Genomic DNA, 25,035 nt, shown 5'->3' with positions numbered 1-25,035 from the left:
GCCCATGCCCACGTCACCCGATCGCGAAAAACTGTCCGAAAACCTTCGCGACGCAGTGCGCGAGTATGTTGAGGCGCACGGTGGCCATGCCTGGAAAGTCGGCGAGGTGAAGATCAGCGTGCATAAGGCAACCTCGTTTGATGTTGTGATCGAGGTCGTTGGTGAGCCGCCGAAGCCTGGGCGATCTGGAATTGAGCAACGATGAGCGTTGTAACCAATGTCGTACTATTGATTCCGTGCATGGAATCGAACGACGCCGACACCGAATATGGCTGGGACATCCCGGGCCTAAACGCGGTCAATGATTGGCTGTCGGCGCAGCAAATGGGCAGCTTGCACCCAGTTGACCAGCACGGGACCAATATCAAGGCGATGGAGTGCCATGTCGCGATCGGAGCGTTCAACTACCTCGACGTTGCCGGTCTTGAAAAGGCCTTCCGTGAGGCGCCGTGGGACTATCCAGAGAATGTCCAATTGCTGATCCTGGAACAGGACGACGAACGGTTCCGGCTTGCCTGGCGGGTTCAGGAGAGCGCGAGTCAAGTGGGTTAACGTGAGGTTTCGCCCAGAAATGGGCGAACTTTGGCCAGGGATGCGCATTTACGCTGTGGTCATGAACACAGAGAACCCCGCCGCAGGGATCCGCGGCCGCCCGCTCGACGTTGAGCCTACGGACGAGCTCGAATTTTACGAACTCTGCCCCGAGTGCGGTCAGGCGTTCGATCTGAGGAACCTGTCCGAGGTCCTCTATCATGACGAACAAGGACACGATCCCCTCCCCACGCACTGAGACCTGCCCCACGTGCCGAGGCGAGCGCTGGGTGTGTGAGGCGCATCCGTTGACGCCGTGGGGCGACTGTTGTGGTGAGCCTGGCGTGCCCTGCCACTGCAATCGCCTGGGCCAGATGCCGCCTGGCTTCTGTGAAATCTACTCTGTCCATGACGAAGACTGAACGACTCGCTACACCGATGCCCTCTTTCATCGAGCCCATGTTGTGCGCGAGACGTAGGCTCGTCTGCGACTCACAGCCAATCCGAGCAACCCAATGCCGAACAGCGCCAGCACACCAGGCTCCGGGACCGACGCTATCGGCCCCACGTAGTTCGGATCGCGCACGTTGAAGAACCGCGAGCCGTTCGCGGTCTCTGCAAGCGCTGAGCCAATGAACTCGTTGGGGATTTGCACGAGTGAGGATTCGAAATCTTCCTCTGTATAGAGGCGTGGACCCAGAATCTGGGCCGGATCTAAACCGACCCTCGACGTGAACTGCGGCAGATAGTAGAGCCATTCCTGTCCGGTCACGTCAGAACTCCAAGGCGTATCCAGTGTCGATGTGGCCTGCCCTTCCATGAAGAGCCGGGTCGCTCCAATGAAATCCACACCCACATATTTGGGCCGTCCGAGTTGATCTTCGTGGTAGTACGTGTTGAGAGTGATCGGGCCTGTCGTTCTCCAGACCAGATCACCCACCGTAATGGTCAGTCCAGCGTGCTCGGCGCCGAACGTGTGTACGACGGACCACTGATTCTGATACGTCAATTGCGCATAGAGTGGGTCATAAAACGCGCTGATGTGCACAGTGTCGCCGGATGTAACGCCGGTGGCTCCGCTGCTCGTTCCGATCTCATATTCCCCGGTGAGAATGACGATCGCGTGCGCAGGTAAAGCAAAAGCCAACGCGACTGCAGAAACGCAGGCGCGCCACGATCCCTTGTTCATCATGGGCTGATCCCGTCCCCGAATTGTTGTTTGATGATCCTCAACGCCGCAATGTGCATCGTGCGTGCCAGTGCGTCGAAATCAGAATTGACGCAGACACTTGCCGGAACCATCGGCGCAGCGTCCTCCAACGGATGTAAGCGGGTCCGACGTGAATTCAGGGGGTCAAATAATCTATTGACGATGTATCGATATTTAATTTATTATTGACCCCATCAACAATTAAGAGGTAGCCTCGATGCCCGACCAGAAAGACATTCGCAAGCTGATCGCCGAGGCACAAAAATGGGCGGGCTGGCGGGTCGTGGAGGTCAAGAAGGGCTGGATGATCTATCCCCCCGACAAAAACCTCCCACCCATCAACGTCCACAAGACGCCATCTGACCACCGAGCTTGGCAGAACACGATCAGCAGGCTACGTCGAGCAGGTGCCCCGGTTTGACCGGGGTTTGGAGGACAGATGGAATACACAGCAGATATCACGTTGCAGACGAAGCGCCCTCTCACTGAGGACGCGCTCTTCGATGTCGCCGAGATCGGCGGCGTCGCCGTTGGCCAGGTTGGCGGGCGGCACGTCGAGATTACATTCACGGTCCAGGCACCCGATCCCGCGGAGGCCTCAGCACGCGCGATCAGGACAGCAACCGAGCGCCTCGCGGGCACGGTGGTGGCGATCGAGGTCATGACGACGGCCGAAGCCGATAGGCGCGCGTCGGAGCGCCCGCAACTCGCCGGCGTGGCTGAGGTCGCGGAGATGCTCGGAGTCAGCAAGCAGCGCGCGTCGGCGCTCAGCAAACGCGAAGATTTCCCCGCGCCCATTGAGCGCCTCTCCACAGGCCCAGTGTGGCGGAAAGGCGATCTGTCAACGTTCGCCCTGGGGTGGCAGCGCAGGCCGGGCCGGCCGAGGAAGCCGACGCAAGCGACATCTCACGCTGGGGATTGAGAGCCACCGGTCTGAACGGAGCTGAGCAATGAGTGACCCAGCCTACAGCAGCAACCCAGAGGCGGCAGAATGCTGGCCACCGGCCTACATCATTGCCGAGTTGATGAGCCGTAAGACCTCGACCGGCGAATACATCGCGGATGGACCCTACGAGTGGTCACGCCAAGCGGTGCTATACGTGCGAGAGGCCTACAAGCGCGGGGAAACCCTGTGCGCTTATGCGGCCAAGTGGTGTCAGCCCGGAGATCCGTACTATGAGGCATTCAATGAGCGATGGGAGCGGTACGGTAGACCCGTTCTTCAGGAGCGAGGGAGTCGTGGATAGGCAAGCGATGTATCGGGAGGCCATGGCGGCTGCTGAGAGAGGCGCAGCGTATTCTCCTGCTTGCTCGACGAGCGTCCGCAAATCGGATCCGCCACGTGGAGGCTCAACGCTTCTTCTTGGGCTTGGGCTTCGGCTTGGTCTTCTTGCTCGTCGGCTCCGCCGCTGAGACCACGATCGGCTCAATCTTGGGCGGCGGCTTGTCGTAATTGAGCACGCGGTCGAGCAGCTCGAAGGGATCAACACCCAGTGCCTCGCACACATCGAACGCCTCAAGGTAATCGAGCGTGCGCTCGCCAATCTCGACGCGGTGGATGTAGCTGTGGCTGCGCTTGATTTTGAGCGACAATTCGCGCTGGGTGAGCCGTGCGCTCTCCCTCAATTCCCTAAGCACATCCATCAATGCTTGGTGACGGCTGGAAAACTGGTGTTTCACGAGGAGGTTCGCGCGTTGGCCTACGTCCATTTGGGCCGCTACGAATAAGGGACGAGTGCCCCGGTATCCGAATCGGTGGCACTTGTCCGCTTTTCGTGGCGCTGTACACTCCCAGAAAAATCGGAAACAAAGGGGGAAGTACAATGCAACTGTTGCGAAGCATCATACAGTCGGTTTGTGGGCGGGAACGGGCGCGGGTCACAGCGCCGGCGGCGAGCGCCGACTCTGTTGGGCCGGACTGTACTCAGCGTCGAGACGTGGCCAGCCGCGCGATGGCGAACATGCAGCGAGCGGCCGAGAGCAACGCGGATCTACGCCTGGTCGTCAACGACTTCAGCAGTAAGCTAACGGACAGAGATCTCTCCGCTGCCGAAATCGAACTCGTGAATCGGTTTCTGGAGCGGCTTCCGCCGTCGGACCGCGAGATGTTGAATCACTACTGGGATGGGGTCGGGTTTTCCGAGATCGCCGGGTTGCTGGGGCTGGAAGTGGACACGGTGCGGACGTCCTTGATGCGCATTCAGACATCGATGAGCCTGTGGATGCTTGGGATTCCGGATCCGGACGGTGGCGGGAGCGGACGGCAGTTACCGCCCGAGATAGCAAGGAAGGTCGCTTCGGGTTGAAGCGGTTTGGAGGGGTTTATCTATTTGGTGAGGTCATCGATCGATGATCGCGGTGGCTGGAAGCAAATGGATGTCATTGAAGCGGCGGGAATGGAGCGAATCTGAAGACCAAGTGCTTAGAAGGCTGGCGCCGAAGACATCGGTCGCAGAAGCCGCCATCACACTGGGTAGATCACATGCCTCGGTACTAATGCGCGCGAGGAAACTGCAGGTTACGTGGCGCAACAGCTGGCCCAGGTACACCGAGGCGGATCTGCAACGGATGCGAAGGCTGGCCGAGCAGCACACCACGAGAGAGGTTGCGGCGATCCTGGGGCGCACTCCCGAAGGACTGCGAAACCGTGCTGCCGATGAGGGACTAAGGTTCAAAAAGGGGCAAGTAGCCCGAGTCGGGCCCGCCGGCAAGGGCCCCGGAAATCGGCACGCGAGACCCTATTCGCTGCGATCCCCGGAGGGGGAACACTACAGTGGACGCAATATCCTCCACTTCATTCGTCAGCATGCCAGCTTGTTCGACCAGCGTGATTTACAGTGGAAGAACGGCAATTGTCATGCGGGCAGGAAGCTGCGCCAGCTCAGGCCCGGCAGGAAATACTCGCTCCGCACATGGAAAGGATGGTCGTGGTGGCGGCCGAACAGCCCAAATTAGTTTGCGGACTTGGTTCGTGATCGCATGGCTTGCTTCACGGCCGCACGCACTGGCGACGGTGGCGGCGGCATTACTTCTACCAGTGTCGATACTGACTCGCCTGCCGGATCGCTGATCATCTTCCCGTCTTTGATCTGACCGGACCACTGCTCACGCAGCAGAATTCGCCGACCGATCGTCGGCTTGGCGACAGAGCCGTTCCATGGCCAAGAGAACGGTACATGCGCAGGTGTCGGCTCTAGGTTGAACGCGCCGACGAACCCAGAGGGCAGATGCACCCACATTCGCTTGAATGTGGCATCGCCCTCGGTGACGACCTCGAAGGCAAACGCGCCGGGCTTGCCGGCGCGCACGGCCGCTTCGTTGGCGACCTTCTTCATTGAGCAGGAGTCGTGGTTCAATTGAGCCTCCATCGATGTACAACGGTGAATTATGGGCTGGCGGAAGACCGGGCAGTTTCACAAGCCGAGAGAGATAGTCGTCCACACCTGCGACCAATGCAGTAAAGACATCGGAACGCCTGACGGCTTCGGATCCAAGCACCCCTACTTCGAAATCACTGTGAAGCACTCACAAGGTTCCTCCGAGGAATCAGGCATGACAACGTATTCGCTTTGCTCGCTGCCCTGCCTCAAGTCTATGGCCGTCCGGCTCGCGTCCGGCGAGCGTGTTCCGGATTCCGATCTCTAGGATGACTGAATCCGCGCCCCACGCGCCTCAATGCGCTCAGCAACGGCGAGTAAGTCGGCAGCCGTCGTCGGCGTATCGCTAGCGACTTCGAGTTCGTACCGCGCCTTGAGCTCGGTCAGGTCTTCGTCGGTGATGGCGGCCAGCGTCGCGGCATTCGTGAGTAGTTGCAGATAGGCAAGCTCACGCGGCGCCCTACCGCTCTGCTGAGCGACGATGGTTGCTAGGCTGGTGGCGAATTGGAACCAGAGTTGGAAGTTCATGGATTGGTCCTCGGTTGCGAACAGAACGAATCAGCGTCCGAGCTTGCGCCCGAAGCTCTGGACCAACGGCAGCGCCTTCGCGACCCATGCCTCCAGGTTGGCGTTGGCGATCGTGAGCCTCTCGGCCTCTGTGGTGCCCGCGGCGACCTGCTGCTTGATCTCGGCATACTCCGCTCCCGCCAAAAGCGTGTCCCTCACCACGGGGCGGCTCGCTGCCTCGGCCTGCTGCACGCCGCGTTTCACGTCGGCCGGCGTCAGCGGATCGGCGACGATGACCTCGGCGCGGATCTGGTAGACCTCCCACGTTTCTCCGATGCCTTTCACGCAGCGCTCGACGCTGTACTTCGTGCCAGGCGTACAGGCGACTTCAATCACCTTGTGAGGTGGCGTCTGGCAGGCGCCCAGCGCAAGCATCGTGAGAACGGCCAGAGTGACGAGCAGACTGATCCGTGCGAATCCTTTCTGTTTGTTGCCGGCGATATCATTCGGACCAATAGAGAACGAGCGACCCTCTTTCGTATACGCATCCGCTGCATCGTTTGCGATGTATCCGAGTCCAATGGCCGCTGCAGGATTCAACGTGTCCGTGAAGATCAGCATCACGAACGCAAGAATGTTGTGACCAATCATTGCCAACGTTTCCGGCCAGTTGTCTAGGAAGTAGGACGCCACGCTGACTCCGGTACCGCTGCGACGTGAGACCAGCATTTGCTTCCAAGCGGAGCCGAACGACGCCAGCAGCATCAGTACGAACAACGCCGCAGGCGTCGACAGTAAAGCCTTCAGTTCTTCAGCGCTCATCGCCTTCTCCTATGTGAACACGGTTCAAAATCCAACCAAACACAAACGTTTCATCTTTCTCCCGCCTCTCGGCGAGTTCGATGTAGTGGGCAGCCTGCAATCCGTTCAGCGCGCGCAGCATCCAGCGCTCGCCGTCGCGACCACGCTTGTTCAAGAATTGCCGGAGTGTGGAGATGGACAGCGGCCCCATCAGGCCGTCGACGAGGATGTCGGGGTAGTCGCGCTGCTGCCGGTTCGCGACGTTGAGGCATCGCTGCAAAAACCTGACGACGGTGGCCTGGCCGGCGTTGAAGCCTGTGTCGAACATCTCCTCGGCGATTGATACTGAGATCGCCGCGACCGCATCCAGGCGCATCAGATCCCAGTACTGAGATTTCGCAATCATGCGGGCACTTGCCTGTGTGAGTTCGCGCATCGGGCCCGGGTAGCCATGCGCTCGAGCGACGCGCTCGGTGATGCCCCAGTTCGTCTCGCCACCGGAGTCCCGTGGATCGTCGACGTAGCCGCCCTCCTCCCGGCCCGTCTTGAGCCAAGCTGCGAGGAATGCACTCATTGGAGGACTACCGGCCGCCGTTGCGGAAGCGGAACTCTTCGTCGATGCGCCGATGGATGCCGGTGACGCTTTCCTTCAGCTCGCGCATCGCGTCTCGGTTCTCCTGGTGATACTGCTGCCGCTGTTCGACCATGTCGTCGACAGCGTCCCGGAAGGTGCGCTCGACGCGCTCAAGGGTGTCCTTGCTCACGTGGTTCTCCCGGAGCCATTTGATGGCTGCGTCGTGCTCGTCGTGCCTCCGCTCGAGGTGGCGATAGATGATGCCAACGAGTGTTGCCAGGAGTGCGAGCAGTCCGCCGAGCACCCAAATCGACAGTTCGAACGCATGTTCTGCCGGGACTCCATTCATCACACCTCCAATCTGAGCGTGGCGAGCTCGTTCTCGATCTCTTCGAGCGTCATGGCGCCCGCGGCGCGATCTTCTTCGGTAGGAACGATGCCGAGCAGGAACTCTCGGGTTGCGCGTTCGGTCTTGCGTCCCAGTTCAGCGATGCGGGCCGTTGCTGCCGCCTTTCGAGTCTGGCGCTCGACGGCTTCGGCCTTGAGCACCCAGCGGTGGCGACGGTTGCCGTGCTCGTCCTCGATCACCCATTCGTGATCATCATCAGGCGCTGGGGGCTGGTAGTCGACAAGATCACCGGTCTGCGGATCGACGCGCTGAGAGAGAGGATCGGCTTGACCAACAAACGCTCGCTGTCCTGGTTGCGTGTTGGCCGCGACCATCCTTACAACGCTGGGTGTTGATACAGTGATCGTGCTGCCAGTAAAGATCCCAGTAATCTCATCGTAGAAATGGATATCGACTAGGTCGCTCATCGCTTGATGTACTCGATGTTCACACTGAGGGGCTCACGCCACTCCTCGAGATTGATAGCCGAAGCAAGCTTCTTGACGCCGATCTCATAGGACTGCCCCGCGGTCAGGATGAACTGGCCCTGCACTGTTGCTGGTACAAGCGACGGCGTGAGTTGTCGGAATCCATATTGCGATCCGGTGCTCACAACCCCAGTTCCGAGATTCCTCAAGTACGGATAGACCGTAACGCTTCCGAGAGACGCGCTCGCTGTGAAATTCGCCGTAACGATGGCAATGCAGTTGAATGGGATTGGGCCTGTGAAAATTGCTGACCCGCCGCCGCTCGTAAGCAGATCACCTCCAGCACGAACTAAGTTGAGGCTCCAATAGTTCGTGGTGTCCGGCGAGTTCCCGCTGATCTGCTGTGCGCTCGTGAACGCCAATTCCGTCGCCGCGTTCGGCGCGATCTCTCCCGTGCTGATACTCTCGAACTCTGTGCCCGGCCCGAATCGAACGTTGTTGGCCTGCGACCCAGGCGAATAGAACGCAGAGTCGAGACCATACGGAACGGCGGCACACGCCACGGTCCGAATCAGAGTGCGATCTTTGTAATAGCGGATGAACGAACCATCGCCGGTCATTCCAATCTCAGTGTCAAGCGTACAGGCCCCGAAGTCGCCAACCAACAGACCGCTTTCATATATTTGTAGCCCGCCTGGATGCCGATACGGCGCGAAATCGATAGACGCGTAGCTGGCGTCCGCTCCTGGGTCAGAGTTGGCGCCCACCATATAGTGGGCGTTGAGCGTTCCCGGTTTCCATTGCAGGTGGAATGTGCGATAGCTGAGCGCGCTGTGAACGGCGTCCTGCCCCCATACCTCGGTGCCGCCGATCTTGAAGAAGCTAGTCGTGCTCGCATAGCAGTTGCCGGTTTCGATCCACGGCGTCGAGCGCTGGAAGGCGAGCAGCGCGTCGATGGACGGTTCGCTGCCGTTCACTTCCTCGAAGCGCGGCTTCGGCATCCACTGGCGCGTCGAGGCGTTCGCGTTGTAGAAGTGATAGCAGCGATGCGTCTGTGCCGTTGATGTCGTGGCGTTCTTGTACTCAGTGCCCTGGATGACTCGTCGTCCGGTCTCCGGGTCATAGATGCCGGCGACGCCACTATATCCGCCGGTGTAGCCCGAACCGTGGATGATGCCAACCGAGAGATACCACCTATTCGGGCGAATTTCGTTTTGCGCTCCAGGCAGGAAAACTGCGGTGAAGTACGGGTTTGAGTTGACCGTTCCGTCGAGGTTAAGCGTGTCGCTATTACCGAAAAGAGAGCAGCCGTGATAGAAGCTGCCGGAGGACTGATTGATGCGGAACCATACGGTCGACCGGTATGTGCGACGATGATCGATGCTGACGGTCACATTCCAGCCGCCATCACCATCGTTGGCGCCGTCCGGTCGACATTCCCAAAGTACCTCACTTGTGCCGAATGGACCGAGCGGCGCTATACCGGCGCCGCCGAGGACGATCGCACTCTCGGCCGCAGTGCCATTCGCTGACCATCGCCCGCCGGGGCCCTGGCTGCCCGTCGTGCCCACGACCCAATCGCCGATTGGCAGCATGTTCTGCCCATCACCGGGCTGCCCTTCCCTTGCCCTCGTCAGCGTCAGCGGCAGATCGCGAGTGATCGAGCCATACACCGCACGTAGAACCGCCTGCGCTTGATCCGCAGTGATGGCGGTCACGCGATAAAAGCCCTTGGGCTGACCGCTGACCGGCGTGTTAGCCGCCGTGTTGATCTGGACAGTGCAACCGGTCTGCGACTGGATCGAGAGCGTCGCTCCAGCTGTAACGTCGGTCGTTCCCTCGTAAACAAACAATCGTCCGTTCGCGTTGGCGTAGCTGCCCACCACTCCATCCGGGTTCGCGGCGAGCGTGTGATTCTGGTTCGTGAGGAACGCCTGGATCGCGTTGGCACCGTTCGCGCCCTGCGTGAGTCGCACGACGGTGATCTCATCGAAAAATCCACCGGCCTCGGCACGCACTCTCGCCCACGACCGCGTGCCGAAGTTCGCCAGGGTGAGCGTCCGCGTATCACCTGATCCGGTGAGCGTCACCGGCAAGCCATCGGGGCCGACGGCAGTCCACACCGCGGCTGCCGCGATATTCTGGCGCACGACCGTGAACGTAATGGACTGCCCGCCTGGCGATGCCGCGCCGCTGCCGTCATACGTGAACGCTTGCGACGAAGCGCTGAGTCGCACGGCTTGCGCGTTGGCGCCCGGCAGGCCCTGCGGACCGATGCCGCCCATGGGACCAAATGCGATGTCGACTAGCGTCGCAGCGACCTCGTAGAGCGAGGTGTCCATGAAGAAACGGCGGTTCGCGCCGGCCGCAACTGTCCTGATGGGCGTGCCGTCTTTCTCGTAGACGATGTCAGCGTTGTTGTACTTGATGGTGACGAGCGTCTGTTCCGTGATCGCCCCGTGACTGCTCACCAGCAGCCCGCTCTCGTACACCTGCAGGATGTTTGTGAGATGCGTATGCAGCGCGTAGTCGAGCCCGAGATAGCCGGCATCAACGGCCGGATCGCTGTTCAGCGCGATCATGCGCCTGGCGCTGAGCTGGCCGACGCGCGCGCTTACGAAACATCCGCCTGTGTAGGACTGCAGGGAATGAGCACCAGCGTCCCACGCTGCCGACGTAGTGGTCTTCGTGATCGAGCTCGAGGTGGTATCCACGCCGACCGGGTTGGCCCAAGTAAAAATACCCGGGCCAGCGACACCGACGGCAAGCTCGATGCCCTCGACCTCGACCCACACTTGTGTCCAGCTTCGGCTGGTCGCGCCGATGCTGTTGACGAGCCGCACTTGGAACACATAGTTGGATTCCTCGACGAGGCTCGCTGTGATCGTCGTCCCCGTGGAGTCGCCTGGCACAGGAGCGACGTAGATCCATTGGCCGCCGGCCTCGGCGTAGCGGATCTCGATGCGTCCACCGGCCCCGATGTAGAGAGCCGTCACAGCATCCCAAGTCAACTCGACCTGAGTGATGGCATTCCCGTCGGGGAGGATTTGCGGCTCGCCAAGCTCAACAGCCAATCCCGTGATCGGGGGCACGTCCCATAGATAACTCAGATCTGGCGGTACCACCGGATTGCGTGGCGTGAATCGCGTGGCATCGAGAGCCCAGGTCTGCGGGCGGATCTCGGCCAACGTGAGGCGGAATTTTCCGTTCCAACGATCGAGCGTGTTCAGGACCTCGTAAGTTTTGCCTGCGTAGGTGGGCCGGTCTGGCAAGTCGATGGCGAGTGTGTCGAATATGGCGATGTCTTCGCCGATGCCACCGACCGCGAGACTTACGCCAAAGGCTGGCCGCTTGGTCTCCAGCATTACGCCCTGCAGATAGTTCGCCTGACGCGCGTCGGTCGTCGCGGGTAACTTCACGTCGAGCGGAATCTCGGCACCGTCCGCGGTGATGTATGCGTCGTTGCGCACCGCTTGCGGGCTCGTCTCCGCCCAGTTTTTGGCCGCGTCGGCGAACTGCGCCGTCACCAAGTTGGGAGGATCATCCTCGCTGCTGACGGTGATGATCTGCATCTCCTCATCGCCAGCGATGTCATCCATCGTGAGCGTGCGTGTCGCCGCCCGGAACGCACCCGCGACGATGCGATACTCACCGGCCGTAAAGGCGTAGCGACCATTCATCGCGCTCAAAATCTGTTGGAGGTTCTGCAGCGGATCACGCGCAGTGCTGATCACGGTGTGGCACTGATAGCGCTTCACGAATTCATTCGGCCCGCCTGGCGTGAGGGAGCGGACCTCGATCAACTCATCGCAAACGTTTGCCGCCGCCGAGACCCACGACCAGTTGATCCACGACGCCGGGATACCGCAGCCACCCAGCGATCGCGGCATCGTCATGTACCACGCCGCGAGGATTGCAGGATTGTCCGTGTAGACGGGGCCAGTGCCAGTACGCGGGTCGTAGAACGGGTGGCCTTCCACAGCGAGACCGCGAAACACACCGCTGATCGGCGGAGCGCCGTTCGCGTAGATGGTTTCATCCCAGAGCATCAACGTGCGGATATATGTGACACCTCGCAGTCGATGCTCCGCTGTCCAGCCCGGCGTCGTGGCGACATCCCAATTTGTCACGGTCTGGCCTGAGCTGCCGCTCTTGTACTGGATGCGAAGCTTTTCGCCGCTGTTGGCGCGATAGCGAATGAAGATGAGAGAGCCGTTGCCGAGAATCCCCGCGACGGTGACTTCGTTATTCACGACGGACGTCACATCGCGTCTATGATCCCCCCTCGCAGTGCGCTCGAAAGCCTCGACAGATTCGGGGATTGGATTCAGCGCCAGCGAAAAGACACGCGTGCCGGAACCACCGGAGGTGAATCGCTCCTCATTGTCCTGCACTTCCGCGCGGCCATATTTTTCGCCGGGGAACTGAGCCGGCGTGAGAAAGTCGTCCCCAATGTAGTAAGCGACGAGTTCCGTGTTGTTGCAGCAGATCGCGGTGACCGAATCCAGCGAGGTGCTATCTGGACCCACGGTTTCCGCATAGACGAGCGTGCCGCCCTTGCGCAGGGTGCCGAGCAGATACTCCCGTGGCGCTATGGCCGACCGTACCGTGAGGATGCGATCTTGCAGGCTCTCGTTGTAGGCATTACGGGCGTCGCGCGCCTTGCTCTTTGCTCTATCGTACTCGTAAATGCCGACTGCGATCGTGGATGCGAGCGTGAGTCCTACAACCGACGCGCCTGTTATATAGGCGCCAATGCCTTGGATGATCAGCGGAATGACTTGCGGCACTGACTACACCTCGAATGCCGCGATCACGTCGTCGCTGATCGGCCGGAAGAGCAAACTGTCTTCGCCGGGTCCGCACCACATCGCATTTCCCGCTACGACGCCGAACGTTTCGCGACCTTCGAGCACAGCGAGCACGCCATCGCCGCGTTGAGCCATGCCGACAGCCTTCTCTGCGAGCCCCGCGTTGAGCGCGAGCCGACGCATGCCGCCGTTGCGCTTGACGATAGCGGCCGCGCCGCTTGCGGTTTTGTAGCGCCGCCATCTCTTCGCGTGATCGACGCCTGTGGCGGTGACGATCCAGTCGGCGAGAAACAAGGCACAGTCGTTGGAGCCCCATTCGAACGGCCGCGTACGGCGGCTCTCGACGTATTCGGCGAGCAACTCGGGCCAATTTGGAACGCGCGTCATCGCATCAGAGCCTCTCGCGCGGGCCACACGATGTTTCTCTCCGTCATCGCCTCGACCCACTCACAGCCGCGGTCACCGGGGTACATGCGCTGCTGATCGGCGTCGTTCAACCGCAGCGGTGACGGCCGTCCCAGCGCCGCCTCATAGTGCTCGGCTACGACGGTCACCGTGCACGAATTGTTTGTCTCTGTGATCACCATTGATTTCATGCGGCCTAAAAACCACGTGCGCGGGTTCGCTATGAGCGTGTTGGTGGCGGTGTTGAAGATGCCTTTCTGGAGCCGGATGACTCGACCGCGATAGGGTTCCTGCGTGGCAATCGTCAGAATGGCGGGGTCCAGGCCGGTAAGCGAAAATTCCAGCCCCTCGACGCTGCCCGTAGCTTCTCGCGCCTCACGCACATTGATGAGCGCGCCGGCGGCGATATAGGTGTTACCGCCGAATGTGAGATCCCACGGAGCCAATGTCAGGCGCAGTGCGCCTGAATCGAACAGAGCCTCGATGCATGGAGCAATGGCGCGATGTGATGCGGTGACCGCAGATAGTTCTTGCGCAGCGAGTCCGCGGCTCATGCCCAGGCCTCGATAAACCGATACGAGAAGCCCGGCCGCGATCGCGCTTGGCTGTACGGAAAAGGTCCGGCGATGTTCGTGTCAGGGATCCACAGCGTCGTCGGGCGATTCCACGTGACGGCCGTACCGGAGTTGTGCGCCGAGCGAATCGCCGGCTTGACCTGCACGTTGTTAAGATTTGTGAGGGTCGGATTGATGTCCGCCATCACCATCACGAGTTGGCCGGGCAAGCCGATGATGTCCCCCGCTTTCAAACCGCCGTTGGCGTTGACGATGGTGAGACTAGTAGCGCCGCGAGCAACAGCTGAGCCAAGCGTGGGATTGCCGCGAAGTGAGCCGTTCGGGATCGGCCGCCCCCAGTGGCCGAAGGATAGGCGATGGGCGCCGCCTTCCAGATTGATGAGCATCGCCTCGAGCGCCGGACGGAATCGCTGCTCGAGATCGTTCTCGAAGCGGATTGAGCACGTCCAGCGCGCCCCCGGCAGTCCGTATGTGAATATCTTTCCGGAGCGCGCAATCGTCAGTTGGACATCAAACTCGACGGCATAGTCGACCGGGCCCACCTTGATTGCAGTGGGCCAGTTATAGACAGCCATGATTAGGACACCACTCCGGCCCAGCGGCCTGCGCGCAGGTTCTCCAGCACCTCTGCGACTGCCTCGTCCTTGGCCTGTTTCTGCACGGCGCGGACCTGCGCCACGTCATTGCCCGGTGCGGGGTAGAGATTCTGCGTGATGTTGATGTTGGGACCGCCGAAGCCGCGGCCACCGGCGAAGGGATTCATGCGTGCCGGAATGACGGCTTCATCTTTGTGCAAGATCGCGACTTGGTTGTCGCGTGGCACGCGCCGGATACCTACATCGGCAGTGAGTGCAGGCTGCGTGGCGGTGAGCGAACCTGCATTGCTGGCGCTGGTGCTGATGCCCTTGTAGCCGAACAGCCCGCTCCACCAATTGCCACCGCCCAGGCCCTCGAAGATTTTCGCGAGCTGAGCTTGCATCTGCATTCTAAGCAGGTCCCGAATGACCGAGTCAGCAAAGTCACTGAAGCTCAATTTGCCAGTCATCGCGAAATCTACTAGCGCATCGAGACCGCCATCGAAGACGTCGGTAACCAGTCGAGAGGCTTGTTCAGATTGGTTTTTCGCAGAGTCGATGAAGTTCTGATATGCGTCCTGAGCACCGAGCAGAAAGCTGCCCTGCTTCTCGGCGAGCTGGTCATAGTACGAGTCCGTCTCGGCGAGAGCTCTCGCGTTGAACTCGTTGATGATGTCGAGTTCTCGCTGATACTGCTCCTCAGTGATGTCTCCGCGCCGACGCTCCGCCGCGAGATCTAGTCTCTGCTGCGCAAACCGATCATCGATATCGTTACGAGATGCGTCGATCTCGCGCTGCCGATCGCCTCGGCCGAATCCTTCCAGCTGGCGCTGATTGGCTCGTGTGATTGTATCGAGATACTGCTGAGCCGCATCGCGCGCGTCCAAGTAAGACTGTTCCAGCGCGCGGTTCGCCGCCTGCTGCGTGGTGTTGAGGACGTTCGTGTCGGCGATGGCCTGCTGGCGAAGCCGTGCGATCTTCGACTCGTTATCGAGGATCTTGGATTGATTCGCGATCAGTTGAGTCTGCGCCGAGGTTTCAGCTTTGACGCGCTCGGCCGGCGTCTGCGCGAGGGACGCATCCTGCCGGGCGCTTGCCTGGATGCGCGCACGCTGTTCCTCGAGCAGATGGATCTCGGACTGGAGTGCATCGATCTGCGTCGCCGTGCTTTCCTGGATGAGCTTCCGGCGCTCGGCGTAGTAGTCCGCCTCATCGATCAGGCGTGCGTCGCGCTGGGCCTCTAGCTGCGCTTCATAGGATGCGTATTGAGCCAGGGCGTCATCCAAGTCGCGCTGGACCGTGGCGGAGCGTGCGCCAGCTGTCGCCTCGGCGATCGCTCGCTGAGATTGGAGCTGCGAGGCAATCTCACGTCGCTCGCGCTCTTTGTTCCTGATCCGGCGAGCCTCTTCAGCGCGCTCCTCCGCCCGCTGTTCTGAAGCCGCGATGGCTTCCGCCAACCGCTGCTCCTCGGCGTCCAGGTTGTAGACGCGAACATCGAATCGGGCCCGGCCACCAAACAGTTCACGGTCGCCGCGAAGCTCTCGCAGTTCTGCAAGCCGATCATTCGCTGTGGTGGGCAGGAAGGCCCCCGTGATGCCGTCCCACATCTCGCGGAATGCGCTTCCAACGCCCCGTGCGGCCTCCGCCAGCAGCGGCAACTCCCCTTCGACGACGTTCGCCCGTCGCTGAAATTCTTCGATATAGGCGTTCTGAGCCAGCGCCGCCGCCTCATCCACATCGCCGCGGCGCTCCGCCGCAACGATCTGCTCATAGATGCTTTCGGTCAGAAAGTTGACGCGCTCGTTGAGCTTCACCGCGGCATCGACCGGCGAGCGTCCGAGTTGCTCGAGCAGTTTCACCGTCTCCTCGACAGGCTGATCCAAGTTCTTCGCGATCAGCTGAGCGGCGATGGCGAAGCGCTCGATGTCATCTGCTGCGACCCGGCCGCTTGAGGCGATCTGCGCCAGAGTCTCCGTCGCGGCACCCCGGGTTCCGACGATCTGATCGATAGCCTCGGCCATTTCCCGAAGCTGATCGGCAGTCTTGCCAGACGCGTCACCGCTCAATATGAGCTGCTTGGTGAGACCGAACGACTCGTTCTGAGCGTCGTTGTAAGCCTTCGCGAGCCCGAGTGCGGCGCCGGCTGTCAGTCCAAGGCCGAGGCGTGCCGGAGTAATAACGGTCGAAATCCCGCGCAAGGCCTCGCGGATGCCACCGAAGCTATCGCGAATCTGGCCGCCCTGTTGGATAGCGACCAAGTAGGCAGGCGAGCCGCTGGCAAGACTCGTGACGATATCCGTGATCTGCGCCGGCAGCAGGCGCATGGCCTGAGAGTACTGGCGTGCGGACAGCGTGGCCGCTCGCATCTGTGTGGCGGTCCCCGCAATCGCGGGCTGTGCCGCCGTGGCCTGCTGACTGACGTTCCGAAGACCAGCGCCAGCCTGTTGCGTGGCCGGCGCCAGTTGCTCGACCGCGGTGGCCGCTTGGTTGGCAGCCCCTGTGAATTCCTGCAGGTCGCTCTTGCCCTCCTTGACCTCGGCTGAATCGACTCGGATTCCGAGTGACGCAAAGTCCATGACTAGTCTTCCGAACTCGGCCGTTGTTCAGCGAACATCGAAAGCACCTCGATTTCCATGGCGCGCACGTCATCGAACAGCTGTCGCCGTTTCGATCGCTTCACGTCATGGAGTTGGAAAAGTGTAGGCAGCACCGAATACTCGAGACCGGTTGGCCCCGCGAATCCCGTGCGCCACTGAGTGCGCATCGCCTCAAACAGGACCACCGCGAGAAGGTTGTCCGGGAATATCCAGAACACCGCGATCTCGTCCGCGTAGTCCTCGCACGTTAGGCAAAGAGGGTTTGCTTCCGCCTCAAATGCCTGTTGGTTGAAATAGAGCGCGCGCGCCGCTCCAATCAGTTTTTTCTTCGAGCCCCAGCAAGTTCTTCGAAGTAGGTTGAAACCACTTTCGTAGCACTTGTCGGATAGTTGCGAAAGAACGTTTCCACGTTCTTCTTGTTGAACTCTTCCGTGAGTTCCCATCCCGCCGCCATGTCCATGATGTAACCGATCGAGTCGAAATCATCCGTCTTCTTTCTGCTGCCTTCGCCGCCCGTCCACTTGCGCTGGAACTTCAGGACCTCCTCGGCATTGCGATACCGAAAGGTCCAATTCATTTCCAGTTCGCCCTTGCCGGGCACATGAATCTTCACCGGAGCCTCGAAGGTCGGCTCCGGCTGCAATCTGACTTCGGTCATGCTGCCTCGCTATCAAGAGGCGTAGCGGACCGGGCGGCCCGACAGCGAGAACGACATGCTGAGCGCCATCACTTGATTCACCGTGGTGCTCGGCGTCTCATTCAACGTGAGAATGCCGTTGTACAAGATGAAGTTTCCGTTCTTGAGCAGCAGGCGGAGCACTGTCGCGTCGCCGCTCTCACTCGCCGCCTTTGCAGTGGCATACCAGGGCAACGAAGTGTCATCGCCGACCGAGATGTTCAGACCCTGCGCGCTTCGGTTGGTTGGTAGGCGCGTCTCGTCCTCGGCTTCGAGTTCCTGGACCGTCGTGTATTGCTGCTCGCCACCTTCGGACGCGAAGTTGATGACGCCGATGATCTGATTCCAGCCCGTAATCTCTCGAACCGTGCCGACGCCACCGCCTGACGGAAAGCGCGCCGTGCTCTGCGTATCCAGATCGGCCACCGGCACGTCGTTGGTGGCGACCGTGCCGGCTTTGAACGCTCGACCGTTGGTGCGCGACCAACCGTTGTTCACGACGAATAGTTCGCCGGTTGCGATGCCGTGCGCGGCCTCCAGTGTCATGACTCCTGGGTTTGCGTTGCTGAACGCGCTGATCGCTTTAGCCGCGCCAAGGCCGGAGGCGATATGCAGCGTCGCGCCGTTGGGAAGGCGAAAGTTTGCCATGGTCGACGATCTCCATAAGAAAGCCGCCCACTGGGCAGCGGAAACGAAAAAGGCCCGCTCGATGGCGGGCCTTCAGGGGTTGAGTCAGGTTCGTTTGTGAGCTTGATCAGCTCGGACTGGTGCGTGCTTCGTACTCGAAGCTAGTCGGCGTGGTGTCATCCACGTCGCCTTCGATGACTGCGGACTCGGTCAGCGGGCTCACGATGTTGCACTCGAAGCCGTCGGCCGCAGTGAGCAGCAGGTTCGTTGGAAACAAGTCTTCAAGTTGGGCGACGATCGCGCCAGCTTCCGCAGGGCCGCGACCTTTCGGGGTGATGACATTGATCGCGAAGACGCCGCGGTAAACCTTGTGAGTGCCTTCCAGATCCTCGGTGCCAGTGCGCGCCGGCAGTTGGAAACAACGGATGTGCCGATACTGATCTGTTTTATCGATCGGCGGCGGTGTGAACGTCTGTTTCTGATAGCCGACTTTGATGTCGTTGAGCTCAGCCCACTGCGCCAAGCGCGACTCAATGAGCTGTCGGCAGCGGATTTGGCTCATTCGGGTACGCTCGCGATCGCCTGCTGTGCGAGTCGCTCGAACTCAACAACCGTCACCGCCACCATGCCGAACGGCGCCTGCTTGCTCCAACCATTTTCGAGCCGCAACGCGTACGGAAGGTTGTTCATGATGTAGATGCTAGGCCCCGCTTCGAAGCCTGCGAGCGCGGCCGCGCCCGCCTCGATTGTTTGCGAGCCGTTCGGGTCGATGCGATCGAGGGGGCGCGACGACGGAAAGCTCACGCTCACCTGCCAGTTGCCGCGGAACCTGCCTCCCACATACTTGCCCTGCCGGAACGGGTACGTCTGCGCGAGCTGCGCCTTCGACAAGCGCTTGTTGTACGAACTGCGGACGCTGCGCTTGAGGTTTCCCTTAGCCGTGAGGTTCGCGGGGTTCGCCATCAGGTTGGCCGTGATCTGATCGACCACCTGGTTGTGCTGCGACCGTTGCAGGGCTGCCTCAGCGTTGGCTGCCCACAGTTCGGGGTTGCCGACAGGGGACATTCGAACCACGTGCGTCAGCACCTGAATGGCGATTGCGCGGCACGCATCATCCATGCGCGCGCCCGTCTTCTCCGCCCAGGCTCTGATCTGAAGGGCGAAGTGAGACGGAGGTGACGCGGCCATTACTTCCTCGCCTGGACCTCGTACATGACAGCCGTCAGCGCCGGCTTCAGGATCTTAGGTCGCACCACTCGCCAGACCTCGCCGCCTTGCTCGATCTGATTGCCTGGCTTGGGCTCCGGCAGCCCGTCGACGGCGAGATAAAAGCGAACGTCGCCGGCCAGCACATTCGTGCCGTCGATGTGTCGCGACTCGTAGTCGAGCTTGAAGCCAAAACCATCGTAGCGGCGCTTGCCGGCCACGACCTCGCTGGTTGCGGCGTCGTAGTCGCCGTCGGACTCCACGACCAAAGTAATGGGCGCGCCAACGTCCTTGATCGCCGCAGTGACTTCTGCAGCGGTCTCGATGTAGTCGAACATGGGAATGTTTCTAGGCTCGGACCGCGAAGAGTCCGTTGCGCTTCAGGATGGTCCGGAGAATGACATCGGCCTTGGCGATCGCTGGCACCTGGCTGACCCGGCCAGTGTTCGAGTACTTCGTGGTGATTGGCCCGACGGTGCGCTCCGAGATGGGGCCGGAAGTGTTCGCCGGCGTGTTGGGCAGCAAGTCGACGCGTTGCGCGGCGATCGCCAGCGCGCACTGTGCCTGCTCGACCTGGCGCGGGAGCTCGGTCGAAGCGTATGGGAAGCCCTCCACGACCACGTTGACGCGCGGCCAATCGAGCGCCTGTTCCTTGGTCGCGCGATCACCGACATATTCCTTCCCGCGCATATAGTCCATCGCTTTCATCAGCAACGCTTCGCAATCGCTGTTGCCGCCGGGCACCGTCTCGCCCCGTGCCTTGGCATACGCCCGCAGTGTTTCCACCGAAGCGTATGACTGGGCGTCGGCGCGGCCGGTGCCGTCTTCGATGACGAGGGCCATGATTTACCCGGCGCGGCGCCAGCCCCCGGCGATCCAGTTGTCGACCTCGTCCGGATGGACGTCAGCGGTCACAGGGCCGCCAGCATGGACTGGCTCACTCCGCTTCATCTTGACCAGCTTGGGTTCCTTCGCAGCTGCAGCAGCGGCGTCCGCATCGGCCTGGGCTTTTGCGGCGGCTTCCGCTTTTGCCTTGGCTTCCGCCTCGTCGGCGGGGTTAGCCGCGGGGGTTGTATCTTTCGGCTTCGACATTTCGCCTCCTAAGGGAGGGCGGCCGGCGAGCAGCCGCCCTCAGTGGCAAGGGATGTTACTCCGGTAACCGGTTAGCCCAGCAGCAGGGCGATGAAGTCGTCCTTCACAGCCTTCTGGCCCCAGGCGATGCCGATCTCGTACCGGATGCGGCGGTACAGGCGGTACAGCGCCACCTGGAATACCAGACCGGTGATGGGATCCTCGACCGTCATCACGTCATCGGCCATATCGATCGGCTGACCGTCGGCACCGACCGGCATCGCAGGCGCGCGCGTCACCAAGTGGATCGCCGAGCGGTGGAACGCTAGGTTCGGCATGTAGTTGTTGCCCACAGCCACCGTGTCGTTGTCGAGCCAGGCGACGCGGGTGCCGGGGTTGTTGAGCACCAAGCTTCCGGCCGCGAGTGCCGTCTTGACGACGTACTTGTTCGCATCTCGACCCGCCTGCGAGTTCGTGAACACGTCGCCGGCCAGAATCGTGCCGGTACCCGTGTCGACGGCGATCGTCTTCGAGCCTACCGGGTAACCGGCGACATTATTGAGCGCAAAGCCGGTGCCGGTTCCCTTCGTGTGTAGCGTGAGGCCTGCGGAGTTGCCGATGTCGAGTCCCTGCACTTGGCCGATGATGCCTCGGCGCAGGAATGCATCGGTGCCCGCCTCGTTGACCTTGAACAGCACCGACTGTTTGCCGCGCAGGTTCGCCATTGAGTTCGAATTCACAACGATGTGACGATCCGAGCCGGGGCAGCCGTTGTCCTCGAGGACCTGGAGCGGCAGCGCAAAGTCAGAGAGATCACCGGCCGTGCCGAACGGAGTCGTGCCCGCGGTGCCCACTGCGCGAGAAGCGGCCAACTTGCCAGTCAGCGCCAAGTCGATCTCGATCTCGTTGACGAGAGCGCGAATCGACTGCGCGAACTGATCGCGAACGATGTTGGTGTAAGTCCCCTTCACGCTCTTCTGTTCTTCGCCGTTCCAGCGGACCGGTGAGTACTTGGACTTCGTGATCTTCAGCGAGTCCGTGCCGAACGTCTGGTCGCCATCATCCGGCGGCGTCTGCCCCGGAGTAATGTTGCCGGTCGTGGCGGGCGGAGCGATGTGATAAGTCACATCCTGGTTTAGAGCCGCTTGCTCGGCGCTCGAGTTCCGGAAGACGTGGTTGATAAACCCAGTCATCTCGCGCGCGACGATGTCGTACGCTTCATAGATGACCGGAATCAACCCGGTAAGGGTATTGCTCATGGTATGAAAACCTCGTTAGTCAGTGACGGTGAAGCCTTCCTTCATCTTTGCTGCCTTCCCCGCGGGATCGAGCGCATCGAATTCGGATCGTTTGATTTGTTTCGCACCAGCGGCCCCGCCACCCTTTGATTGGTTTCCGCCGGCCCCGCCGCCGGAACCCTGACTGCCGGCAAGCACGGGTGCGAAAGCCGTGTTGCCTTTGAATTCGGTTTCGAGATCGGTGATCGACATCGCCGAGGCCTTGCCGTCGGCGCCCTTGATCACGGTGACGAGCTCGCCGTCGCGCTCCTCGACATCGAGTCGAGATGTGATGTGAGGGATCAGCAACGATTCACTGCCCTTCAAGCCGATGCGCGTCGCCATGTCCTTTGCGACGTTGTCGACCAGCAGCCGACGAATCGTCTTGTCCTGCTTCTGAAGTTTCGGTTCGAGTTCGCCGCGAACTTCCTTTTCCTTGTTGGCGACGCGTTCGTCGGCGCTCTTGCGGAGCCCTTCGATGTCGCCCTTCTTGGCCGCTGCCTCCTCTTTGGCCTTTCGCTCCTCCTCGCGTGCGGTTGCCTCCGCGTCTTCCTTTTCCTTGATCTTCTTTTTCAGTTCGCTGGTTTCGCCGAGCAGCGTCTCGACCTTGTTTTTGAGGCCGACCACATCGCCCTCTTCCACGCCCTCCACCTTCAGAACGTACTTGTCGCCCTTCTTCTCGTAGAGCGCCTTGGTTGCGTCGTCGAGACCGTCCAGCGAATCCAACTTGTACTTGAGAGACATTTGCTACCTCGTAGCGGGTGGAGCCGGCCGCGCCGGCGGAAACAAAAAGGCCCCGCTGCTGCCAGCGAGGCCCGGTGTTCTCGAAAGTGAGCTCGCGGTCAGTGCAGACCGGCACGCTCGAACGCCAACGGTTCGAGCCGCTTCATTTCTTCCAGCGTGAGCGGCTCCCAACGTCGATCGAGCTGCAGCGCTGCGAATCGATCAACAGACAGCCCGCCGTCGAGGAACAACTGGGCGCGCTTGCGGCCGATCGCCACCTCGATGAATGAGCGCGGCTGCAACTTGAGCCACGAGTAATAGTCGAGCGTCGCGGCCACCTGCTTGCCGCCACCGGCTCCGATGCTCGCTCGTGTCCCGGCGCGCGTGATCATGTCGAACTGCTTGCCGAGGTAGGGGATCATCGTGCAGCGGCAGAACGGATGAATCGGAGACCGCGGGCCCTTCGTACGCGGAAAGATGCGCTGGTCGAGCGATCGACACGTCTGGCAAGTCAGGCTGTCGAGTGTGCTGATCCACTGCACGCCCTTGACGATGTCGGCGTTCGATTCGAACAGCGACTGCCGCGCCTGGGTCGACGCGTGCTGAACGGCTGTGTGCACGATCGTCCGTGCATTCCGTGCCGTGATATCGAGCAATCCGTCCTGGTACCTGGCTGCCTTCGTGCCGCGAATGGCCTGGACGATCTGAGCGTTCGTCTGGCCCTGGAACACGCCGCGGCGAATCGCACCTGTCACCGATCGTCGCTCAGCGGCCGTCCAGTCCTCGACGAAGGGCTTCAGCAGCGATCCGCTCTTGATGCTGAGCGGATTTGTGAATACCGCGGCTCGGATCTGTGCCGGCGCTGGGATGTCCGTCTCGAACTCCAGGCGAGCCATAGCTCGTGAAGCGAATTCCGCTTCGTTGACTGCGATCTGCTCGACCTGCTCCAGCAATCCGGACTGAAAGTCGGCCAGCAGCGCATCGAGCATCACATCGATGGCTTTCAGTTGCCGCTCGAGGCGAGCCCGGCTGAACTCGGTGAGCTCGCCCTTGGCCAGGCGATCGCGGATCTCCGTGTACATCTCACGGAGGAACGGCAAGAACTTCTCGCGCTCGCCCTCGGCGACACGCAGCAACAGGACCTGCTGACGCAGAAACGCGTCGGCAATCTCGACCGCACTGACGGCCACTACGCCGCCTCAGTGGTCTCGATATCGTCCGTGTCGTCGTCCAGCGCGCCGCCCGTGGCCGGTGGGTTCTTCGAGATCTCCTCGCGAATCTGCTCGTCGGTTTTGTCGCTGGCGATGAGGCCGCCGCTGCGCAACTTGGCCCAGAACTCGGAAAGCGGCAGCGCGCCGGCCTGCACCGCTTGCACCATCGCGGTGAGCAACGGCGCGTCGATGTTGGCGGCGATGAATTCGGTGCCGATGCTGAAGACAACATTGTCTGGCGCGTTAGAAAACATCGCCGCCCAGGTGAGCACCTGCTGGTAACCGAGGCTCACATTGTCACAGCAGAGCGAAAGCACGCTGTGCGCTGTGGCGTCGTCGCTGTCGACTTCGGTGGCAGTCTTCCGCGCGGCGTTCGCACTGCCAGCGGTCAGCAGGCGTGCGCCGAGCGCAGCCATCTGCGCTTCCTTGTTCTTCATCGCCCCTTCGACGAGCGAATTGGGCTGCGCCTGGAGCAAGCCAGCCGAGGCACCCATCGGCAGCGGTAGATACGAGCGCGACCCGAAATAGACGCCCTCCTCCTTGAGCAGCTTCACCCAGACTTCGTCGAGCCCGGCCATCCACACCTGGGGCTGACCACAGAAATAAACGCTGTCCTCGTAGTCCGCGCTGTTTCTATAGTGCGCCATGTTGACCACGGCGAGATCACGCAGCGGCGCGGGGTCGACGCTCGCATCGTTGTCGATGCTGCCGATGAACTGGAACGGAATGCGGTCCCAGCGCTTGCCGGCGCCGGTGGTCGGGAAGGAGCGCTCCTCGATGATCTCGCGCCACTCTTCCTTGTTCGAGGCCGAATCCTTCACCTTGCGCCAGATCTCGACTTGGTATACGCCCGCCTCGGTCAGACGCAGCACGCGAAACTGAGGCTCTTGCTTCAGTTCGAAGCCGTTGTCAGTCTCGTGCGTTTCCGCCAGCACGACAAACTTCAGGAGAACTTCCGAGCCGCGCTTGAACGTGCGCCAGTTGATGATGGCGGTGGCCGGATACATCGTGATCGTCGGCTGGATGCCCCCACTCTTCTGATCGGCTCGTGAAACCGCGCCGTCCGTCTTCGGATAGTCGGCGAGCAATCCCGCTCGGCCTGTCTTCAATATCTCAGCGAGCGTCGCCTGCGCGTGCTGGACGAGCGGTACGCCCGCGCCCGTCACGTTGTTCTGGAACTCCTCCAACGATCCAGTGAGTTCGATCTCCGGCCACTTGTTGAACGCCACACCGCACAAGCCCGAAAGCGTGCGCCGTGTCGCGTTGTAGTACATGGCACGAGCAACGTACTGCTCATAGCGGGCCTGATTCTCGCGGCTCGTGTCCGCCTTGTTCGGCTTGGGCAAGTACTTCTCGCCGGCAGCCTTGACGGCGCGTTCGCCGGCGGCAGCGTCGGCAACGAGTTCCCAGTCCGGCAGCGCGGCTTTGTAGTCGGGATGCTGGAATGTGACTTCGTTCGCCATGA

General features: G+C 61.1%; 30 protein-coding genes. 5 read left to right on the top strand and 25 right to left on the bottom strand.

From position 1 onward, the window contains the following. Positions 1-4: 4 nt before the first annotated feature. Together VGD45_RS20780 and VGD45_RS20775 are read left to right on the top strand one after the other, a co-directional pair. Positions 5-205, top strand: a complete 201-nt coding sequence (locus tag VGD45_RS20780; RefSeq protein WP_331157265.1) for a hypothetical protein — start codon at positions 5-7, stop codon at positions 203-205. A gap of 35 nt (positions 206-240) precedes the next feature. Further along, positions 241-552 carry a hypothetical protein gene (locus VGD45_RS20775; protein ID WP_331157264.1) on the top strand — a complete coding sequence of 104 codons (312 nt, stop codon included), beginning with the start codon at positions 241-243 and terminating at the stop codon, positions 550-552. A 427-nt stretch (positions 553-979) separates the two neighbouring features. Here VGD45_RS20775 and VGD45_RS20770 read toward each other — a convergent pair whose 3' ends face one another. Beyond that, on the bottom strand, positions 980-1,723 hold the full coding sequence (locus tag VGD45_RS20770) for a PEP-CTERM sorting domain-containing protein (RefSeq protein WP_331157263.1): 744 nt from the start codon (positions 1,721-1,723) through the stop codon (positions 980-982). A 235-nt stretch (positions 1,724-1,958) separates the two neighbouring features. On the opposite strand from VGD45_RS20770, the gene VGD45_RS20765 reads away from it, so the two are divergent. Together VGD45_RS20765 and VGD45_RS20760 are read left to right on the top strand one after the other, a co-directional pair. Continuing rightward, positions 1,959-2,162, top strand: coding sequence for a hypothetical protein (locus tag VGD45_RS20765; protein WP_331157262.1), 204 nt, complete (start codon positions 1,959-1,961; stop codon positions 2,160-2,162). 42 nt (positions 2,163-2,204) lie between these two features. Then, positions 2,205-2,663: a hypothetical protein gene (locus VGD45_RS20760; protein ID WP_331157261.1), complete on the top strand. Its 459-nt coding sequence runs from the start codon at positions 2,205-2,207 to the stop codon at positions 2,661-2,663. Between the two features lie 428 nt (positions 2,664-3,091). Here VGD45_RS20760 and VGD45_RS20755 read toward each other — a convergent pair whose 3' ends face one another. Beyond that, positions 3,092-3,421, bottom strand: coding sequence for a helix-turn-helix transcriptional regulator (locus tag VGD45_RS20755; RefSeq protein ID WP_331157260.1), 330 nt, complete (start codon positions 3,419-3,421; stop codon positions 3,092-3,094). Positions 3,422-3,678: 257 nt separating this feature from the next. Between VGD45_RS20755 and VGD45_RS20750 the strand changes: the two genes are divergently transcribed. Then, positions 3,679-4,047 carry a sigma factor-like helix-turn-helix DNA-binding protein gene (locus VGD45_RS20750; RefSeq protein WP_331157259.1) on the top strand — a complete coding sequence of 123 codons (369 nt, stop codon included), beginning with the start codon at positions 3,679-3,681 and terminating at the stop codon, positions 4,045-4,047. A gap of 645 nt (positions 4,048-4,692) precedes the next feature. On the opposite strand, the gene VGD45_RS20745 is transcribed toward VGD45_RS20750, so the two are convergent. The 23 genes from VGD45_RS20745 to VGD45_RS20635 all read right to left on the bottom strand — a co-directional run bounded on the left by VGD45_RS20745 (position 4,693) and on the right by VGD45_RS20635 (position 25,033). Next, complete coding sequence (locus VGD45_RS20745) at positions 4,693-5,076, bottom strand: hypothetical protein (RefSeq protein WP_331157258.1); 384 nt, start codon at positions 5,074-5,076, stop codon at positions 4,693-4,695. A gap of 306 nt (positions 5,077-5,382) precedes the next feature. Continuing rightward, positions 5,383-5,646: a hypothetical protein gene (locus tag VGD45_RS20740; protein WP_331157257.1), complete on the bottom strand. Its 264-nt coding sequence runs from the start codon at positions 5,644-5,646 to the stop codon at positions 5,383-5,385. A 30-nt stretch (positions 5,647-5,676) separates the two neighbouring features. Further along, the gene (locus VGD45_RS20735; RefSeq protein ID WP_331157256.1) at positions 5,677-6,447 is read right to left on the bottom strand and encodes a hypothetical protein; all 771 of its coding nucleotides are present in this window, start codon (positions 6,445-6,447) and stop codon (positions 5,677-5,679) included. Next, positions 6,437-7,000: a glycoside hydrolase family 108 protein gene (locus VGD45_RS20730; protein WP_331157255.1), complete on the bottom strand. Its 564-nt coding sequence runs from the start codon at positions 6,998-7,000 to the stop codon at positions 6,437-6,439. Before VGD45_RS20730 ends, VGD45_RS20735 begins: the two co-directional genes overlap by 11 nt. A gap of 7 nt (positions 7,001-7,007) precedes the next feature. Then, positions 7,008-7,349: a hypothetical protein gene (locus VGD45_RS20725; protein ID WP_331157254.1), complete on the bottom strand. Its 342-nt coding sequence runs from the start codon at positions 7,347-7,349 to the stop codon at positions 7,008-7,010. Further along, a complete protein-coding gene (locus VGD45_RS20720; protein WP_331157253.1) occupies positions 7,349-7,816 on the bottom strand; it encodes a hypothetical protein in 468 nt (155 codons plus the stop codon). The genes VGD45_RS20725 and VGD45_RS20720 overlap by 1 nt, the downstream gene beginning before the upstream one ends. Then, the gene (locus VGD45_RS20715; RefSeq protein WP_331157252.1) at positions 7,813-12,606 is read right to left on the bottom strand and encodes a phage tail protein; all 4,794 of its coding nucleotides are present in this window, start codon (positions 12,604-12,606) and stop codon (positions 7,813-7,815) included. Before VGD45_RS20715 ends, VGD45_RS20720 begins: the two co-directional genes overlap by 4 nt. Before the next feature lie 3 nt (positions 12,607-12,609). Continuing rightward, the gene (locus VGD45_RS20710; RefSeq protein ID WP_331157251.1) at positions 12,610-13,014 is read right to left on the bottom strand and encodes a DUF6950 family protein; all 405 of its coding nucleotides are present in this window, start codon (positions 13,012-13,014) and stop codon (positions 12,610-12,612) included. Beyond that, on the bottom strand, positions 13,011-13,586 hold the full coding sequence (locus tag VGD45_RS20705; RefSeq protein ID WP_331157250.1) for a hypothetical protein: 576 nt from the start codon (positions 13,584-13,586) through the stop codon (positions 13,011-13,013). The genes VGD45_RS20710 and VGD45_RS20705 overlap by 4 nt, the downstream gene beginning before the upstream one ends. Continuing rightward, a complete protein-coding gene (locus tag VGD45_RS20700; RefSeq protein ID WP_331157249.1) occupies positions 13,583-14,182 on the bottom strand; it encodes a hypothetical protein in 600 nt (199 codons plus the stop codon). Before VGD45_RS20700 ends, VGD45_RS20705 begins: the two co-directional genes overlap by 4 nt. Before the next feature lie 2 nt (positions 14,183-14,184). Further along, positions 14,185-16,758 carry a phage tail tape measure protein gene (locus VGD45_RS20695; protein WP_331157248.1) on the bottom strand — a complete coding sequence of 858 codons (2,574 nt, stop codon included), beginning with the start codon at positions 16,756-16,758 and terminating at the stop codon, positions 14,185-14,187. Positions 16,759-16,760: 2 nt separating this feature from the next. Further along, positions 16,761-17,096 carry a DUF1799 domain-containing protein gene (locus tag VGD45_RS20690; RefSeq protein WP_331157807.1) on the bottom strand — a complete coding sequence of 112 codons (336 nt, stop codon included), beginning with the start codon at positions 17,094-17,096 and terminating at the stop codon, positions 16,761-16,763. After that, positions 17,096-17,437 carry a phage tail assembly chaperone gene (locus VGD45_RS20685; protein WP_331157247.1) on the bottom strand — a complete coding sequence of 114 codons (342 nt, stop codon included), beginning with the start codon at positions 17,435-17,437 and terminating at the stop codon, positions 17,096-17,098. Before VGD45_RS20685 ends, VGD45_RS20690 begins: the two co-directional genes overlap by 1 nt. A gap of 12 nt (positions 17,438-17,449) precedes the next feature. Continuing rightward, a complete protein-coding gene (locus VGD45_RS20680; RefSeq protein ID WP_331157246.1) occupies positions 17,450-18,103 on the bottom strand; it encodes a phage tail protein in 654 nt (217 codons plus the stop codon). A 106-nt stretch (positions 18,104-18,209) separates the two neighbouring features. Beyond that, on the bottom strand, positions 18,210-18,644 hold the full coding sequence (locus tag VGD45_RS20675) for a phage tail terminator-like protein (RefSeq protein ID WP_331157245.1): 435 nt from the start codon (positions 18,642-18,644) through the stop codon (positions 18,210-18,212). Further along, positions 18,641-19,270 (bottom strand): hypothetical protein, encoded by a 630-nt coding sequence (locus tag VGD45_RS20670; protein WP_331157244.1) that lies wholly within the window; start codon positions 19,268-19,270, stop codon positions 18,641-18,643. Before VGD45_RS20670 ends, VGD45_RS20675 begins: the two co-directional genes overlap by 4 nt. Then, the gene (locus VGD45_RS20665) at positions 19,270-19,626 is read right to left on the bottom strand and encodes a hypothetical protein (RefSeq protein ID WP_331157243.1); all 357 of its coding nucleotides are present in this window, start codon (positions 19,624-19,626) and stop codon (positions 19,270-19,272) included. The genes VGD45_RS20670 and VGD45_RS20665 overlap by 1 nt, the downstream gene beginning before the upstream one ends. Positions 19,627-19,636: 10 nt before the next feature. Beyond that, the gene (locus tag VGD45_RS20660; RefSeq protein ID WP_331157242.1) at positions 19,637-20,131 is read right to left on the bottom strand and encodes a DnaT-like ssDNA-binding protein; all 495 of its coding nucleotides are present in this window, start codon (positions 20,129-20,131) and stop codon (positions 19,637-19,639) included. Positions 20,132-20,134: 3 nt separating this feature from the next. Further along, a complete protein-coding gene (locus tag VGD45_RS20655; protein ID WP_331157241.1) occupies positions 20,135-20,380 on the bottom strand; it encodes a hypothetical protein in 246 nt (81 codons plus the stop codon). A gap of 71 nt (positions 20,381-20,451) precedes the next feature. Beyond that, complete coding sequence (locus VGD45_RS20650) at positions 20,452-21,618, bottom strand: P22 phage major capsid protein family protein (RefSeq protein WP_331157240.1); 1,167 nt, start codon at positions 21,616-21,618, stop codon at positions 20,452-20,454. Between the two features lie 15 nt (positions 21,619-21,633). Further along, complete coding sequence (locus VGD45_RS20645) at positions 21,634-22,380, bottom strand: hypothetical protein (protein ID WP_331157239.1); 747 nt, start codon at positions 22,378-22,380, stop codon at positions 21,634-21,636. Positions 22,381-22,478: 98 nt separating this feature from the next. Then, complete coding sequence (locus VGD45_RS20640) at positions 22,479-23,549, bottom strand: minor capsid protein (protein WP_331157238.1); 1,071 nt, start codon at positions 23,547-23,549, stop codon at positions 22,479-22,481. After that, positions 23,549-25,033 (bottom strand): DUF4055 domain-containing protein, encoded by a 1,485-nt coding sequence (locus VGD45_RS20635; protein ID WP_331157237.1) that lies wholly within the window; start codon positions 25,031-25,033, stop codon positions 23,549-23,551. The genes VGD45_RS20640 and VGD45_RS20635 overlap by 1 nt, the downstream gene beginning before the upstream one ends. Positions 25,034-25,035 lie beyond the last annotated feature (2 nt).

This window comes from Steroidobacter sp. (assembly GCF_036402275.1).
Taxonomy (GTDB): domain Bacteria; phylum Pseudomonadota; class Gammaproteobacteria; order Steroidobacterales; family Steroidobacteraceae; genus Steroidobacter.
The sequence above is the reverse complement of the archived record's forward strand: the minus strand, read 5'-3'. Positions and strand labels throughout refer to the sequence as shown.